Genomic DNA, 16692 nt, shown 5'->3' with positions numbered 1-16692 from the left:
CGGCTTTTTGGTTATTCCGGCGGTCCGGCGCTTGGCAGCGGCGTCGATCAGACCGTTTTCAAATATTGGACGAGCGTGAGCAGCCCTTTGTCGAAGTTTTCGAGGTTGAAGTGTTCGTTCGGCGCATGCAGGTTTTCGTCCGGCAGGCCGAAGCCCATCAGCACGACCGGCGCGTTCAGCACGCGGGAGAACGCTTCGATGATCGGGATGGAGCCGCCGTCCTTCGTGAACAAAGCGCGTACGCCGTAGACCGTTTCGTAGGCGTCGGCCGCTTTTTGCAGGAAAGGATGGGACGGATCGATATTGAACGCAAACGCGGTCTCGCCCGGCACGAGCGTCAACTTGGCGCCTGCCGGCGTATGTTCGTGCAGATGGCGTTCGATCTTGGCCAGCACGTCGTGCGGGTCCTGGTTCGCGACGAGGCGGCACGTGATTTTGGCATGCGCTTCCTTCGGAATGACCGTCTTGGTGCCTTCGCCCTGGAAGCCGCCGTAGACGCCGTTCAGCTCAAGCGTTGGCCGGACGCCGGTACGTTCGAGGAAGGAATACCCTTGTTCGCCGAACAGGGTGTCGAGGCCGAGATCGGCTTTCAACTTCTCTTCGTCGTAATCCATTTTGGACAGCTCGCCGCGCATCTCTTCGGTCAGCGGCAGGACGCCGTCGTAGAAGCCGTCGACCAGGACGCGGCCCGTCTGCTCGTCGTGCAGCGAGTTCAGCAGGCTGACGATCGCGTGCAGCGCGTTCGGTACGCCGCCGCCGAACGAACCGGAGTGCAGGTCGGTATTCGCCGTGTTCAGCGACACTTCGATCGAGCACAATCCGCGCAGGCCGGTGCTGATAGCGGGCTTGCCGCGTTCGAGCAGCGAAGTGTCCGAGATCAGCACGGCGTCGGCCGCAAGATCCTGGGCGTTGTCGTCAAGGAATTGGACCAGGTTCGGACTCGAAATTTCTTCTTCGCCTTCGATGCACAGCTTGACGTTGACCGGAAGGCGACCTTCCTGCTTCAGAATCGCTTCCAGCGCTTTGACGTGCAGGAACACCTGGCCTTTGTCGTCGGTTGCGCCGCGCGCGTACAGCTTGCCGTCGCGTTCGCTCGGTTCAAACGGAGGCGTCTCCCACAGGTTCAGCGGATCGACCGGCTGCACGTCGTAATGGCCGTAGATGAGCAGCGTCGGTGCGCCTTCGGCATGCAGATGGTCGGCGGTCAGAATCGGATGCCCGTCGGTCTCGTTCAGCTTGACGTGTTCGAGTCCGGCTGCCGTCAGCGCGTCCTTGAGCCATTCGGCGGCGCGGCGGACGTCTTCCTTGTGTTCGGACAGGGCGGAGATGCTCGGAATGGACAGCCATTCCTTCAATTCGGCGAGATGCTGCTCGCGATGACGTTCGAAATAAGTCGTGTACGGGTTCATCGGTTGGAAAATCCTCCTTGTGTGTCTACTGGTGCAGCGAGAAATTGATCGTGCCGACCATCGTTCCGCTGCGCGCGAAAGTCAGTTCGTAAATGCCCGGTTCCCAGTTGGCGTTATCCAGTTCCATTTTGATCTGCTGCGTGGATTCGTCTTCTTCCACCTGCTGCTGCTGGATGACCTGCCCGGTGCTCTCGGAGATGACGGCGAGGATCGCCGTATGGTCCTTCGTCACGCCGGTATCGGGGTAATCCGCGATCGCGTAGATCGGTTTGGTGCGGCTGAACGAAGTGCCGTTGTCCGTGATGGCGGTCCCGTCGCTGCTCAGCGTATGTCCCATCTGAAGCTCGAACGGATTCGCCTGGGGATTCGAACGGGTATAGACGAGGAAAATGACGATGGCGACGATCGCGATGACGGCTACGATGCCTCCGGTAATGCCTAACGCTTTTTTCTGTGCTGCATTCATCTATTTGTTCCTCCTCGGAATTCGATTCCGTTATTCAGTATACGCCATACCCCGGTCCTCCCGCAAAAAGAATGAAAAAGGACCTGTCCACAGGGACAGGTCCGGAAAATCGGAAGCGTGTTGAAACGTTCCCGCGGCAGGCGATCGGCTGCGCAGTCGGAGATTATCCGATTCTGCGTCCGCTTCGTCTGCGCAGCAGATAAACCTGGTTGCGCAGCGAAAGATGGAAAAGAATGCTGTTCATCAACTCCGGATTATCCTCCCGTTCGACTTCTCGGATGCGCTGCTCTTTGACGGGGTCCGGACTGAGTAAAAACTCGGTCATCCACAAAGCATTGTTCGGTCTGCCTGTCATAACGGTCCCTCCTCGAAATTTGGGGTGAGGTGCGGTAGGTCTTGTAGTTATTATACGCCTCCCGCACGGAAAAAGATGAGTGCAGGATTAAATTTATGGTTCCAAAAGCGCCTTTATTTGTTCGGCGTCCCAGGCCGTGAACGAACCGTTCGTCGAACCGGCGTAAATCGCTCCGCCGTCCGCGTTCAGCAGCCCTTCCGGCGGCGTCGATCCACCGTCCGCGCAGGCGGCGAAAAAGCCGTCGATCCGGGCGCGCAGCCTGCCGTCGGCCGCGTCGAAAGCGAGCAGGTCCGGGCCGTAAGGCAGCAGCAGATGCGGGCCGACCGGAACGAAGCTTCCCGCCTGCGCGAAGTCCTGCAGGCCGGTCAGCGCGTAGTCCGCGGTCTGCGTCTTCCAGAGCGGTTGTCCGTCTTCGACGGACAGCGCCGCCGGCACGCCGTTCAGCAGCACGTACAGGCGCTCTTCGACGAGCAGGGGACGCGAAGCGCGGCCCGGCACGGACCAAATTTCGCGCTGGGCCCGCGTATCGTAGAGCACCGACTCGAACAGCGAGCCTGAGTCGTAATCCGCCGTATCGACAGCGCGCCGGATCAGCACATTCCCGTCTTCGAGCGGGTCGGCCCGCTCGCCGCTTCGAAGCGGATAGCGGCCGACGATGTCGCCGTTCGCCGTATTGAGCCGAACCCGCTCGCCGCCGAACGTCACCCAGCGCGTCCCGTCGGTCCGCGCAAAGAGATCGCCGCCCGCTTCCTGCGGGTCAAGCTCTTCCGGATCGAACGACTCCGACCGAGCGTCCCCGCCGGGCGGCTGTTCGCGCTTGCCGGTCTTGAGGCTCCAGACCGGCCGGCCGCTGACCGGGTCGAGCGCCTGGATCCAGCTGCCCTGCCGGATCAGCACGTACGGATCGCCGGAACCGGCGTTGAGCACGGCATACGGATCGGCGAACGTCTTGGTCCAGCGCACCTCGCCGGAGCGCTCGGCGATCGCGGTCAGCGTGCCTTTGCCGGCCTGGCCCGGCTGCGTGCCGAGCAGGGCGGAAGTGCCGGCCGCGAATACGCGCGCCGAAGCGCCGCCGCCGGGAGCTTCGCGGCTCCAGCGCACCGCTCCGTCGCTCAGCCTAAGGCTGCGCAGCGTCGCCGGGGCATCCGACTGCGGATCGGCTTCGTTCAGCGCAAGGACCGAACGGCCGTCCGCGCCCGGCACGACGGCCGGCAGACCTCCACCGGCGCTTCGCTGCCACAGTCTCTCGCCGTTTGCCCGGTCCAGCGCGGTCAGCGTGCCCGCCGCAAGGGCGCCGCCAGTCGCCGGGCCGCCCTGGCTGCCGTGCACGAGCAGCACGCCGTCTGAGGCGGCCGCCAGCGATTGGACGTCGAGCGGCGACTGCGACCGCCAGAGCGGTTCGGGCGAAATCGAGCGCGCGAGCGGCAGATTGCGGAAATCGTACTTGAACGCGTACGGCGGCTGGGCGGAGCGGATCTGCGCCTGCGCGGCGTCGGACTTCGGCAGGATACGGTCCCAGCCGAGCAGCGTGCCGGCTTCGTCGAACGAGACGGTCAGCTGCTCGGACTCGTTCTCGTACCGCCACAGCGTGCCGCGCTCTGCACTTTCCGGCGGTCCGGACAGAGGCCGGACATGGGGAAGCGGCGTGCGCGAATACGGTTCGCCGAGCAGCTGCCGCACCCGCTGCTGCGGCATGCCGGGCTGCAGGGCCGTCTCCGTCAGGCTGCGCGCCAGATCCGCGGGCACTTCGGAACCGGCCGCAAGCACGCCGGATAATAGCGGCTGCGCGCTCGCGACGCCGGCGCCGTCGACCCACAGCAGCGCCGGACGGACGACCGCGCCGTCGGCGTAGCCCGGTTCGGCCGGCAGCGACAGGCCGTACCCATCGCCGAGGCGTACCGCCGATACGGCGCCCGACGGAGCAAGCGAAGCCGGCCAGGTCTGCTGGCCGCCCGGGAACAGGCGCAGCTCGGCGTCCGGCTTGAGGCGCAGCAGAACCGGAGCGGAGTCTTCCGCCGAAGCCGCCGCGCCGCCTGCGTAGCCCAGCGGCACGTACGCGGTTTGCCCGAGCGGCGTGACGACCTGCAGCAGTTCGCCGCGGCGGCCGGTCACGGTGAGCTTCGCGCCGGGCTGTTCGTAGTAGCTGACGCCGAGCGAAGCACGGTCGCCCGCGATCGGCGGCGCTGCGTAATAAGGCGCGGACTGCTGCAGCGTGATCGTCTCTCCGGCTGCCGGAAGCCGCTGCTCCTCGGCGGTCGGCGCGGCCGCGTAAGCGGGACCGACCGCTGCGGGCAGCAGCAGGAGCGGCAGGCACAGCGCGGCGCCGATCCGGGCTTTGGCAGCCCCGGACGGTTTCGCGGCCGGGCGATTTTGTTTATTTGTAAGTGCCGCTTCGAGCGGCTTCTGTATGGACGAACGTTTCACTATGTACGACCTCCCCGAATGCTTGAACGTTGGAATGCTCTCTTTCTTAAATTAGACGCCTTTTATCGTTTTAGACGCTTCGCAGCGCAAAAAAGTTCATGAACCGGCAAAAAAAGGAGGCTGCGCGGCGCAAGCGCGCAGAGCGCTCGCGGGAGACGCCGCGTCAGGCGCCTATTCGTCGTTTGCGTTCAAGCGTAGTATAATGGAAAAATCAAAAAGGCCGGAAGGGAATACGTTCCCTTTTTGGCGGTGGGAGGGAGAGGCGATGGCACACAAGATCAAACGGAGTTCGCCCCTTCCCGCGGGACAAAAAGCCGACGGGCTGCATTTCGTGCTGTCGGGCACGGCGGGAGACTATCCGCCCGTCGTGTTCGAACACGGCTGCGGCGTCTCGTCGGAAGTATGGGCGCTCGTCTATCCCGAGATCGCCAAGCTTACGCAGACGCTGGTCTACGACCGGGCGGGCTACGGATTCAGCGATCCCGGGCCGCTGCCGCGCACGAGCGACCGCTGCGTGGAAGATCTGCGCATGCTCGTCGAGCGGCTGCGCATCGCACGGCCTTTCATTCTGGTCGGCCATTCGCTCGGCGGTTTCTATGCCCGCCTGTACACGGAGCGTTATCCCGAAGACGTGGCGGCGCTCGTGCTGATCGACGCTTCGCACGAAGACGAGATCCGCGGCGCGTTTCCGATTCCGTATCTCAAGCGGCAGCGGCTCAGCGTCCGGCTGTACGGCCTGGCCAAATACGCGGCCCGGATCGGCCTGCTGCCGCTGCTCGCGCGCAAGCGCTGGATTCCCGGCTTCGGCAAGTTCGTCGCCAAGCTGCCCGAGCGGTCGCGCGAAGCGATGTGGGCGCGCGTATTCGGCGCGGACAGCCTGGCGGCGGCCGAGAGCGAATACGACTGCTTCGTCGGCGAGACGGGCAGCGTGCCCGGCTCGCAGTTCGTGCGGCTGCCGCTCGCCGTCGTCAAAGCCGGCATCTACCGGCCGCCGGATTCGCCGAAGCGCACCGTGCGGCAGGAAGTCGAACGGACGCTGTACGATACGGCGGTGAAGATGAAGGATTTGTCGGAGTCCGGCCGCCTGATCGAAGCGGGCGGCAGCGGGCACCACGTGCAGGTAGACAAGCCGGGTACGGTGATCGGCATCTTGAAGCGGCTGCTGGATCAGACGCGGGCCGGAGCGGACGGGGCGCAATCCGGGCATTCCGGTCCGCGGAATATCGAAATTCAACCATAAACGGCTGCGGCCGAAGGAGGAACAACGATGACGAACGATGCGAACCATACGACCATGACGGACAAAGCGAATACGACGGACAAGGTGAACAAAGCGAAAGCGATACCGCTGAATGCGAGAGGCATTCCGGCCAGCCGGCTCGTGCTTGGCTGCATGCCGTTCGGCGGGGAATGGGATCATTCGCCGCTGACGGAAGAACGTGTCAAGCTGTCCGAAGCAGCCGTCGAAGCGGCGCTGTCGATCGGGATCAACATGTTCGACCATGCCGATATCTATACGCGCGGCAAGTCCGAAGAAGCGTTCGGCCGCATTCTCAAATCCGGAAGCGGACTGCGCGAACAGATCGTGCTGCAATCGAAATGCGGCATCGGCCTGGAAGACGAGGAGCTGCCTTCGCGTTTCGATTTCTCGCGCGACCATATTCTCGCTTCGGTAGACGGCTCGCTCCAGCGGCTCGGGACCGATTACCTCGACGTGCTGCTGCTGCACCGTCCCGATCCGCTGATGGAACCGGAAGAGATCGCCGAAGCGTTCGCCCGGCTTAAAGCTTCCGGCAAAGTACGCTATTTCGGCGTCTCGAACATGAACGTTTCGCAGATTCGCTTCATCGAACGAGCATTGAGCGACCGGCTCGTCGTCAATCAGCTAGAAATGGGACTCGGCCGGCTCGATTTCGTCGAAGAGACGGTGCGCGTCAACCAGACCCGCGGCGCGGACGTGCATTTCTCGGAAGGCTTGATGGAATTCAGCCGGACCGAGCAGATCCAGCTTCAGGCGTGGGGCCCGCTCGCCCAGGGCAAGTTCACCGGCCGCGACGTGAGCGGCGAACCGGAACCGGTCCGCAAAACGGCGGAAATGGTGCGGCGCATGGCGGACGAGCACGGCACGACGCCGGAAGCGGTCGTGCTCGGCTGGCTGATGAAGCATCCGGCCCTGATCCAGCCCGTAATCGGCACGATGAATCCGGAGCGGATCAAAGCGTGCGCGGACGCGGAAGTGCAGGCGGCGCGCATGAGCCGGGACGATTGGTACCGGCTGTACATGACGGCGCGCGGAGACTGATTGTTCGCCGCGGCCGAACGGAAGGAGAGATCGGCGATGCCCGATTTGAGATCGCTGCAATATCCGTCCAAACTGATTCTATGGTCGGTCCTGCTGCTGCTTACGCTGCTGGACCTGGCCGTACTGCTCGATATCCGCAGCGCCGAGGGGCATCTGCCGTACCGCTTCATGGTCTGGAACTTTGCGTTGGCCTGGATTCCGGCCGCCGCGGCGGTCGGGCTCGATCTGCTGTTCGTGCGCCGAAGCGGCGTCGTCCGCTCGCTGCTGCTGGCCGGGACGGGGCTGCTGTGGTTGTTCTTTTACCCGAACGCCGCTTATCTGCTGACCGACCTGCTGCACGTGTTCCGCGAATACCGCTTCGATCCGCGGCAGCGCTTCTGGGAAGACATCGGCTTCTGGCACCATCTGCTGCCGATGCTGCTGGCGGCGCTGCTCGGCCTGCTGATCGCCGGCGCTTCGTTGTACTCGGTCCACCGGCTGGTATCGCGCTCGCTGGGTACGCTCGCGGGCTGGGCTTTTGCCGCGGCGGTGCTGCTGCTGTCGAGCTTCGGCATCTACATGGGCCGGTTTATCCGCTGGAACAGCTGGGATATCGTGTCGAATCCGCTGATGCTGGCGCAGGATCTGCATCAGCTGCTCGGCGATCCCGCCTGGGTGCGCCATCTGCTGCTGTTCGGCGGCGGGCTGCTCGTGCTGCAGGGCGGAACTTATATCGTGCTGTTTCTGTTTACGAAGCTGAACCCGGGAGGGACGCCGCATGAACGCTGAGCCGGGCAGGCCGCAGTTGGTGTTCGACGTAGGCGGCGTGCTGGCGGGCAATCTCGACGGATTCTGGAGCGATCTGGCGCGGCAGGGCGGGATCGATCGGGCCGAGCTGCGTCTGCGCTACAAGGAGGAACTCGGTTCTCGCCTGTGGCAGGGCAGCCTGAGCGAAGCGCAGTTCTGGGACTGGCTGCGGGCAGCCTGTCCCGGCGTGGCCACGGAAGACGCGCGGGATCTGCTGCGGCGCGCGCTCGTGCCGCTGCCGGCGCTGGAACGCCTGGAAAGCTGGAGCCGCCGGGCCGACCTGCATATTTTGAGCAATCACGTCGCCGCCTGGATCATGCCGCTGTTCGCGGATCTCGGCACCTGCATCGCAAGCTTCACCGTCTCAAGCGAAGAAGGCTTCCACAAGCCGGATATCCGGCTGTTCCGGGCGGCCGAGGCCAAGCTGAACGGAACGGGAGATATTTGCTTCGTCGACGACAAGGCGGACAATCTGGAGATCGCCCGCCGGCTCGGATGGGAGACGATTTTGGCCGACCAAGGCGGCCGCTGGATCGAAGAGATCGACCGCCGGCTGCGTTAGGAGGAGACCGAACGATGTTCGATTTTATACTGGGAATAGCGATGCTCGCGATCGGATTGAAGTTTTTGCACGGCACGCTCAGCCGCGGACGCTCGCCCGTCAGAGCCAAAGTGGCCGGCATATCCGTGCCTTTCCAATGGATTCAAATCGTGCTGTCGCTGCTTATAGCCGCCGGCGGCCTCTACATGCTGCTGCGCTGACGGCGCGCGTACATACATTTCAACTGCGGAAACGGGGAATGGGACATGGCGCAACAACCGGAACAACTCGTGCAGGGCGCGAATACGCCGCTCGGCTCGTCGGGCATCGCCCGGATCGAACTTGCTTGGACGTCTTCGCCTTCGCCGCTCGATACAAGCTGCTTTTTGCTGGGACCCGGCGGCCGGGTAGCCTCGGACGACGATTTTATTTTCTACAACCAGCCGGGCCGCGCGGGCGAGCGCGTAGCGTTGGTGACAAGCGAAGAACGCGGCGCGAGGTTTGAAGCGAACCTGGCCGATCTTCAAGCCGGCACAATCGAAAAGTTCGTGTTCGCGGCCGCTTTGGAAGGGATAGGGACGTTCGCGCAGGTGGAAGGATTCACCCTGACGGTCGAATACGCCGGGCGGACGATCGCCTGCTCCCTTGCGGGCGCGGGGCAGGAAGCGGCTCTTGTGCTGGCGGAAATTTACGCGTATAAAGATACGGTAAAGCTTCGCCCGATCGGCCGGGGATTCGACGGCGGGCTCGGCCCGCTGGCGCAATCGTTTGGCGTCGACGTCGAAGGCGGAACGTCCGGGGAAGAAGTCGCCGAGCCGAAATCATCCGCACCGCCCGTACCGCCCGAGCCGCCGGTCATTCCCGAGATACCCGCGGCTCCGGTCGGACGGATCGACCTGCTGAAGAAAAAGGTCGCCGTCACGCTGGAAAAGAAACGGATTTCGCGGCAAAAAGCGAAAGTGGCGGTCGTGTTCGACGCGTCGGGCTCGATGAACAAGCTGTACAAAAACGGCACGGTCCAGCGGGCGTTCGAGCGGATTTTGGCGATCGCGGCCAGTCTCGACGATGACGGAATGCTGGACGTGTGGATGTTCGCGCTGGAATTCGTGCGGGCCCAGCCTGCGTCGGCCGACGATTACGAAGGCTACGTGAACCGGGTCTACCCGTTCAAGGGAGCGGGCGGACGCAACAACGAGCCGGCGGTCATGGAGGACGTGATCCGCAAGTTCACGGTCGAGGAATCAGATCCTGCTGTGCCGGTCTACGTCGTCTTTTTCAGTGACGGCGGCGTATCGGAGACGAAGAAGATTTCCCGGCTGCTGACCGAAAGCTCGCTGCATCCGATCTTCTGGCAGTTCGTTGGCCTGGGCGAATCGAATTACGGCGTGCTGCGGAAGCTGGACGACCTGCCCGGCCGATTGGTGGACAACGCCGGATTTTTCGCGCTCGACGATATCGACACGGTCAGCGACGAAGACTTGTACGACCGGCTGTTCGAGGAGTTTCCGGACTGGCTGAACGAAGCGCGGTCCAAAAACATCCTGCGCGACGGCTCGGGTACCTAGAGTTACAAATGGAGGGAATACGATGAATTTGCACGAATGGACAAATGCCGCGCTGCGCGGGGAGATCGTGGAAGACGATGTGCAGCACGCGCTGTGGCTGCTGTCGAATACGCCGATGCTGTACGACAACGGCGAGACGATTGCCGTCGAAGATTATATGCGCGGACTGGAACACCAGCCGCCCGCCGCGGAACTCGAAGCGCTGGGCGAGCTGTACGCCACGGCGGTTGCGGCGAGCCGGCGGTTCGCCGAACCGGCGGAGTTCGACCGGATGCAGGACGTGCTGAGCCTGCAGTTCGATCTCTGGGCGCGCGGCGTGCTGGCACTGCCGGACTGGATGAACTGGTTCGAGGGATTGGCCAAAGGCGTCGTCGACCTGCCGGTTTACGATTTCGACGAAGTGCTCGGCAGCGCGCCGGAAGGCTTCATGATCCAGGATTTTCACGACGAATTGAATTATCGGCTGGAAGATGCGCCGGAAGACGAGTGGGTGCTGTCGCATCTTGACGAATTGTACCGCCGCGTCGGTGTAACCGGAAAAGCATAAAATTGCGAATAAGGGTTGACGCTGCGCCGGAAAGCCGATAGTATAGGGACAACGAGAGACGAGCCGACCACGGCTTGTCTCTCGTTTTATTTGTTAACGGGTTTATTTTAGCGCGAAAATAATCGATTATAGTCGAAAAAATAACATTTTTCTGTAACTGCCTTCAAAAACACAGGTTTTCCGCGTATAATCAAGCACACCATACCCGGCCTATAGGCATAGGACCGGCACGATACGAACGGACTGCCGCAGGCGGTCGATCGGAAAATTCCCGCAGGAGGTGAGAACGAGTTGGACGGTAAAAAAAGGAATGAGGCGCACGCAGCGGGCACGGAGAACGGCGTCCTCAGGCTGCTCGGCCGCAAAATCGCTCCGTTGGGCGAAATCATCGAAGCGTATCCGATCAGTGAAGGCGGGTCCGCGGACCGCAAATACAAAGTTCATTTCTACGGATATGACGGCGCTTACTTGCTGCGTCTGTTCGACGGATTCTCGTTCGACCTCAGACGGGCCGAATTCGAAGCGCTGCACCGGATGCAGGCGATGACCGTGCACTGCTCGCGTCCGATCGCGTTCGGGCAATGGAAATCGGACGGATTGTTTTTCCTGCTCTTGTCGTATATCGAAGGGACGGACGCGGAGCGCATCCTGCCGCTCACGCCCAAGCCGCAGCAGCTGCGGATCGGCATGCAGGCGGGGGAAGAGCTGAGCCGGATCGGCTGCTGCGCCGTGCCCGAGCCCGCCGAAGCGTGGGCTGTGCGGCATCGCCGCCGGATCGAACGCGCCGAAGCGGTGCTCCGAGCGGGCGGCGCGTGGGGAGCGAGCGCGGAAGTCGCATCCGCGAAGATCAGGGCCGATTCCAAGCTTGCCGAAGGCCGGCCGGAGTCTTTCCTGCACGGCAGCTTCGGTCCGGCGAACCTGATCGTACATACGGGCCGGCTGGTCGGCGTGATCGGCTTCGAACGATTCGGCTGGGGCGACCCGGTGTATGAATTCGCCCGGCTCGGACTGCACAGCCGAAGCCTCAGTCCGCTGTTTTGCACCGGCCAGATTCTCGGGTACCACGGCGGGCAGGCGCCCGACGACCTGTTCTGGCGGCTGTACGCGCTGTATGCGGCGTCGGGGGTTCTGTCGCAGCTCGCGGATACGCTTGAGCAGCGTCCCGAAACGTTCGGCGAGACGCTGCAGATGGCGGACCGGCTGCTGCTCGACCATGACGGGTTCGCGAGCGATCGGCCTTCCTGGTTCGCCGCCTTATAAAAATTCGGAATATGCGCGCAAAACCCGATTCGAACGCCACACTTCGGGGTTATTTGAAAAGTGGAGCTTGGTCTCAGACTCAGGCAAAAGTTATCGGATAACCGGAAGGGGAATTTGGCAATTGAAAACGTACATTCTTGTCTATAACGGCTTTACGCAGTTCGAGGTCGTGCTCGCGGCGCGTTTGATGAAAACGGCCGGCGAGATCATTACTGTCGGATTGTCCCCGGAGCCTGTAACCGCGCACGAAGGATTTCGAATCGTGCCGCATATGACGATCGAACGGGTGGAAGCGGGCTCTGTCGATCTCTTTATCGTGCCGGGCGGCGATCTCTCGCAGATCGCGCGCCGCAGCGAAGTCGAAAACCTGCTCAAAGCGGTTCAGGCCTGCGGCGGCACCGTGGGCGCGATCTGCTCCGGCACGCTGCTTGCGCTGGACGCCGGCCTCGCGCGCGGCCGCAGCTTCACCGCGCCGGCCGGAGCTTCCGCCGCCGCGCCGACCGGTGCGCGTCTGGAGCGTCCGGTCGTGTCGGACAGCGGCCTCGTAACGGCGCACGCTTACGGCTACGTCGATTTCGCTCTGGAATTGGGCCGGCTGGCCGGCATCTACCGGGACGAAGCGGATTACGACGAGACGGTACGTTTCTTCGAGTTTTTCAAGCCGGCTGCCGAGAAAGCCCCGGAACCTCTGCGCGCCGTCGGCCTCGAAGCCGGTGTAGCCGTATAAATCGGGACGAACCCTTCGCCCCGCGCCTTCGGCAAACGCAAGGCCGGATCGGGAGCAGCCGCCGATCCGGCCGCTTTCGCTTGGAATAAGCGATTTGGGATTTGCGGGACTTTACGTTATAATGGAACGATAATAAAGTCCATGTTACCGGGCGATCCAGCTTTAGGCGGGCGCCGGGACACCAGGCCGCATCCGCGGCGGAAGCGGCTTGTGCGCGTTTCGGCCGCGAATGGCGGCGAATGAGGACCAGGAGGAATACACATGACATCCAATCAAAAAATGTTCGTTTTCGTCGGCTCTTACGCCGAATCGACTTCGAGCGGCGTCTATACGTACGAGTTCGACGAGACGACCGGCGAGCTTCGACTGCTCGACCAGACGTCCGGCCTCAAAAATCCGACGTTCCTGAACGTGGACGTCGAGCATTCCCATATTTACGCGATCGGCGAAGTCGAAACGGACAGCGGCAAAGCGGGCGAAGTCATGATGATCCATTTCGATCCGAATGGCACGCTGACGCGCTTCAACCGCACGATCACGACGCCGAACACGACCTGCCACGTCCAGCGCGATTCGGACAACCGCTTCCTGGTCGTATCGAGTTATCACGGCGGAATGGCCGGACTCGTATCGCTCAAGGAAAATGGCCATGTCGGCGAACTGCTGGACGTCCAGACGCACGAGCCGATCGACGGCGCGGCTCCGCATGTGCACTCCGCGTTCTTCAGCCCGGACGAGAAATTCCTGCTCGTGCAGGATCTCGGCCTGGACCTGATCCGCACCTATGCGATCGACCGCGAAGCCGGCAAGCTCGTCGCCCAGGGCGACACGAAGGCAGCCCAAGGCGCCGGACCCCGCCACCTTACGTTCCATCCGGGCGGACGTTTTGCTTTTGTCATCAATGAGCTGAATTCCACGATCGCTTCGTACCGCTACGACGCCGACAGCGGATCGCTGAGCGAGATCGAAGTCGTGCCGACGCTTCCGTCCGATTATTCGGGCGAGAACGGCTGCTCCGAAATCGCGGTATCCGCGGACGGACGCTTTGTGTACGGCGCCAACCGCGGCCACGACAGCATCGTCGTCTACGCGTTCGACGAAGCGGGCGAGAAGCTGACGCTCGTGCAGCATATTTCGACCGAAGGCGGCCATCCGCGCCATTTCGCGCTGACGACGAGCGGCAGCCATCTGCTCGCGGCCAATCGGGACGCGAACAACATCGCCGTATTCACCGTCGATAAGGAAAGCGGACGTCTGGCCTTTACCGGCCATACGGTGAGCGTATCGAAGCCGGTATGCGTACGTCCTTATTACGTGTAAGGACGTCTGACCGCAGGCAGTCGGACTCCGGCTGCACGGCGAAGCTGGGCGGTTCTTCCGTAATCGGGAAGAACCGCTTTTTTTTGTCCCAAAAGCAGGCAAGGCAGGAAAAAAACCGGCTCTTATGGTACGCTAAACAAGGTTTGAATCAGAACGGACTCGCCGGGGGGCGAATGAGGAGAGGGGACGGAAAGATGAGGGATTTGCCGGCTTCGAATCCGGATTGGACGCATATCATCGGAGAGCTTCGCTCGTCCGTCACGATTACGGACGCAACCGATCCGGAGCAGCCGCTTATTTTCGTCAACGAATATTTCCTGCAGCTGACGGGATATTCGCGGGAAGAAGCGGTCGGCCACAACTGCCGTTTTTTGCAGGGGGAAGAGACCCGAAGCGAGACGGTGCGGGACATTCGCGATCGATTGTCCAAATGTTTGCCGGTCCGGACGGAAATTTTGAATTACCGCAAAGACGGAACGTTGTTCTGGAACGAACTGAACATCGATCCGATCTTCGACGCCGAAGGCCGCTGCGTATTGTTCGTCGGGCTGCAGTACGACGTGACCGACCGCAAGATGCTGGAAGAAGAAGCGGCCCACGCGGCGCGTTCCGCCCACCGGCAGAGCCGGGCGCTGATGGAATTTATCGGCAAGCTCAATCATGAGATGCGCAACAACATGAACGGCATGATGGGGCTGCTCGACATCGTGCTCATGGACGAAGACCTGCCGGAAGACGTACGCGAATATTTGGAACTGGCGAAAGGCAGCGGCGATGCCCTGCTCAATATTGCCAACGACGCGCTCGATCTGGCCGGCGCGGCCGACGGTCGCATCCAGCTGGAGCGGATCGAGTTCAATCTGAGATACATCCTGGATTCGATTCTCAAAGCGCATTACTTGCGCGCCGCGGAAAAAGGGCTGGAGCTGAGTCTGTCGATCGGCCGCGGATTGGCGCAGCGCATCTATGGCGATCCGCACCGGCTGCGCCAAATTCTCGATAACCTGATCGGCAACGCGCTCAAGTTCACCGAACACGGCAGCGTGACGCTGTCGGCGGAAGTGCTGCCGGAGTGGACCAAAGCCGGCGAAGTGCGTATCCGTTTCACCGTGCGGGATACCGGGATCGGCATTCCGGAGAAGCATATGGACAAGCTGTTCAAAGCGTTCAGCCAGACGGACGCTTCGCACGCGCGCCTGTACGGCGGTTCCGGGCTGGGACTCAAGATTTGCGAAGAATTGACGGGCTTGATGGGCGGAAGCATCTCTGTCGAGAGCCGCGAAGGGGAAGGCACCGCATTCCATGCCGATCTTCCGTTCTCGACCGAAGGCGAAGCCGAATAGCGCTTGCGTCCGGTCCCGACCGCGGCATGTCGAGCCTCCCGGCCGCATAACGCCTACCAAAAGGAGACGGTCCCCGGGGACCGTCTCCTTTTTTTGCCGTTTCCGGCACTTTGCGACTCACGGCTTCGCCCGAACCTGCCTCCATGCCGGCCGCGCTAGGCTGCTATTGCCGCTCCGCTTCACGGAGCCGTCCAGACGAGCAGCAGCGGCAGCGCGACGAACGACGCGAGCGTCGTCCACAAAATGCAGCGCGAGACGAAGTTCGGCGACGCGCCGAACTGCTCGGCCAGAATGACGGCGTTGACCGCCGTCGGCATCGAAGCGAGCACGAGCAGCACGCCGAGCAGCAGCGGCTCCGCCCCGAGCAGCAGCAGAATCACCCAGCTCAGCAGCGGAGCGACCAGCAGCCGCAGTGCGAGGCCGGCCCGGAACGCCCGCCGCAGGTTCGGCTGCCATTCGCCGCGGACGGCTCCGATCATCTGCGCGCCGAGGATGACGAGTACGACCGGCGAGTACGCGCCCGCCAGCAGATTGACGCCGGTCTGCACGACGTCGGTCAGCTCGATCCCGGTTACGCGCAGCAGGCCGGCCAGCGCCGCCACGTAAAGCGCCGGCAGCTTGAGCATCGCCCGGCCCGCCTGCTTGATCGAGAAATGCGACCGCGCCGCAAAAAACACCCCGACCGTATTGACGATGATGATCTGCATGACGACGTAGACGGCCGCTTTGTCGAGTCCGGACTGGCCGAATGCCAGCAGCACGAGCGGCAGTCCGTAATTGACGCAGTTTGTGAACGAAGCGACGAGCGTCAGGCCCGCTTTTTCCGGATCGCCAAGCTTGAGCAGACGTCCGAGCAGGATGGACACACCCCACATAGATAGCAGGTTGATCAGACTGAACGCGACCGTGATGCCGACGTCTTCGGCGGAGACGCGCGCGTTCAGCAGCGTGGTGAAGATGATCGCCGGACTGAGCAGGTACAACGACAGCACGGACAGCGGCTTGGTGTCGAGTCCGCGGAACCGCCGCAGCAAAATGCCGGCGATCACGGGCAGCGACAGCGGCAGAAAAACGTGATACATCGTAACGAAAACGGACAGCAGCATAAGAACCTTCCTTCGCCTGCCGGCGCTGTGCGGCCGCTGGCGCAGCGGGCCGGAAGCGCCGACCGCGCCGAAGCGACCGAAGCCCCGCGTGATAAACCCACTGTATCGCAGCGGGGCGGGTCCGTCCAATACGGTGTGCCTATACGCTTATAGGCGCCGGCGCTCCACGAAGCGTTCAAGCTGATCCAGCAGCCCTTCCCGCCGCAGGATCTCCGCCTGTCTCGGACCGATCAGGTCGAAGTGCGGATAACGTTCGCGGCGGTGGATATGGGCAGGGCTGAGTCCGTTGTCGACGCACCAGCGCGCCAGCCGGTCGAGATCGGAGCAGCCGACCTTGGTGACGGAGGTGACGCCGGGAAAGCGCGGATGCAGCCAAAAATGGGTCAAATAAGCGATCTCGCCGCGTTCCACCGCTTCTTTCCAGCGTGTCAGCTCCTGTCTGTCGATTCCGAATGCCATAGTTTCCCTCTTTTCTTCAAACGTTTCCTCATTATAACAGCGGAGCGCCGCGCAGGGCCAATCCGGCGGGGCATGGGCTTGT

The 16692-nt window shown here is 62.5% G+C and carries 17 protein-coding genes; 11 read left to right on the top strand and 6 right to left on the bottom strand.

Translation table 11 applies throughout. The features are described 5' to 3' along the window. Positions 1-47 precede the first annotated feature (47 nt). The 4 genes from FTE24_RS18375 to FTE24_RS18360 form a co-directional block, all read right to left on the bottom strand. Positions 48-1409: a dipeptidase gene (locus FTE24_RS18375; protein ID WP_150231037.1), complete on the bottom strand. Its 1362-nt coding sequence runs from the start codon at positions 1407-1409 to the stop codon at positions 48-50. A 25-nt stretch (positions 1410-1434) separates the two neighbouring features. After that, the gene (locus tag FTE24_RS18370) at positions 1435-1875 is read right to left on the bottom strand and encodes a hypothetical protein (RefSeq protein WP_150231035.1); all 441 of its coding nucleotides are present in this window, start codon (positions 1873-1875) and stop codon (positions 1435-1437) included. 163 nt (positions 1876-2038) lie between these two features. Then, positions 2039-2230: a hypothetical protein gene (locus FTE24_RS18365; protein WP_141449294.1), complete on the bottom strand. Its 192-nt coding sequence runs from the start codon at positions 2228-2230 to the stop codon at positions 2039-2041. A 93-nt stretch (positions 2231-2323) separates the two neighbouring features. Beyond that, positions 2324-4654 (bottom strand): outer membrane protein assembly factor BamB family protein, encoded by a 2331-nt coding sequence (locus FTE24_RS18360; RefSeq protein WP_150231032.1) that lies wholly within the window; start codon positions 4652-4654, stop codon positions 2324-2326. A gap of 265 nt (positions 4655-4919) precedes the next feature. Here FTE24_RS18360 and FTE24_RS18355 point away from each other — a divergent pair, with 265 nt between their 5' ends. From FTE24_RS18355 to FTE24_RS18305, 11 genes are all read left to right on the top strand, one after another. Beyond that, positions 4920-5894: an alpha/beta fold hydrolase gene (locus FTE24_RS18355; RefSeq protein WP_160441828.1), complete on the top strand. Its 975-nt coding sequence runs from the start codon at positions 4920-4922 to the stop codon at positions 5892-5894. 54 nt (positions 5895-5948) lie between these two features. Then, entirely contained in the window at positions 5949-6956 is a 1008-nt protein-coding gene (locus tag FTE24_RS18350) for an aldo/keto reductase (protein WP_150232540.1), read from the top strand. A gap of 36 nt (positions 6957-6992) precedes the next feature. Then, on the top strand, positions 6993-7724 hold the full coding sequence (locus FTE24_RS18345; protein WP_141449297.1) for a DUF1361 domain-containing protein: 732 nt from the start codon (positions 6993-6995) through the stop codon (positions 7722-7724). Further along, a complete protein-coding gene (locus tag FTE24_RS18340; protein WP_150231027.1) occupies positions 7714-8304 on the top strand; it encodes an HAD-IA family hydrolase in 591 nt (196 codons plus the stop codon). The genes FTE24_RS18345 and FTE24_RS18340 overlap by 11 nt, the downstream gene beginning before the upstream one ends. A gap of 14 nt (positions 8305-8318) precedes the next feature. After that, positions 8319-8504, top strand: a complete 186-nt coding sequence (locus FTE24_RS18335) for a hypothetical protein (protein WP_150231025.1) — start codon at positions 8319-8321, stop codon at positions 8502-8504. Between the two features lie 45 nt (positions 8505-8549). Further along, complete coding sequence (locus FTE24_RS18330; RefSeq protein WP_150231023.1) at positions 8550-9848, top strand: VWA domain-containing protein; 1299 nt, start codon at positions 8550-8552, stop codon at positions 9846-9848. A 22-nt stretch (positions 9849-9870) separates the two neighbouring features. Continuing rightward, entirely contained in the window at positions 9871-10395 is a 525-nt protein-coding gene (locus FTE24_RS18325; RefSeq protein ID WP_141449301.1) for a hypothetical protein, read from the top strand. A 291-nt stretch (positions 10396-10686) separates the two neighbouring features. Beyond that, positions 10687-11655: a phosphotransferase family protein gene (locus FTE24_RS18320; RefSeq protein ID WP_160441827.1), complete on the top strand. Its 969-nt coding sequence runs from the start codon at positions 10687-10689 to the stop codon at positions 11653-11655. Between the two features lie 121 nt (positions 11656-11776). Then, positions 11777-12382 carry a DJ-1/PfpI family protein gene (locus tag FTE24_RS18315; protein WP_160441826.1) on the top strand — a complete coding sequence of 202 codons (606 nt, stop codon included), beginning with the start codon at positions 11777-11779 and terminating at the stop codon, positions 12380-12382. Positions 12383-12643: 261 nt separating this feature from the next. Then, complete coding sequence (locus tag FTE24_RS18310; protein ID WP_150231017.1) at positions 12644-13702, top strand: lactonase family protein; 1059 nt, start codon at positions 12644-12646, stop codon at positions 13700-13702. 194 nt (positions 13703-13896) lie between these two features. Beyond that, the gene (locus tag FTE24_RS18305) at positions 13897-15045 is read left to right on the top strand and encodes a sensor histidine kinase (RefSeq protein ID WP_160441825.1); all 1149 of its coding nucleotides are present in this window, start codon (positions 13897-13899) and stop codon (positions 15043-15045) included. A gap of 179 nt (positions 15046-15224) precedes the next feature. Here the strand turns inward: FTE24_RS18305 and FTE24_RS18300 are convergent, their stop codons facing one another. Then, positions 15225-16151, bottom strand: a complete 927-nt coding sequence (locus FTE24_RS18300) for an AEC family transporter (protein ID WP_150231013.1) — start codon at positions 16149-16151, stop codon at positions 15225-15227. Positions 16152-16298: 147 nt separating this feature from the next. Beyond that, positions 16299-16610 carry a hypothetical protein gene (locus FTE24_RS18295; protein ID WP_141449307.1) on the bottom strand — a complete coding sequence of 104 codons (312 nt, stop codon included), beginning with the start codon at positions 16608-16610 and terminating at the stop codon, positions 16299-16301. Positions 16611-16692 lie beyond the last annotated feature (82 nt).

Source organism: Saccharibacillus sp. WB 17, from assembly GCF_008634075.2.
Taxonomy (GTDB): domain Bacteria; phylum Bacillota; class Bacilli; order Paenibacillales; family Paenibacillaceae; genus Saccharibacillus; species Saccharibacillus brassicae.
This window is presented reverse-complemented; position numbering and strand designations above follow the sequence as displayed.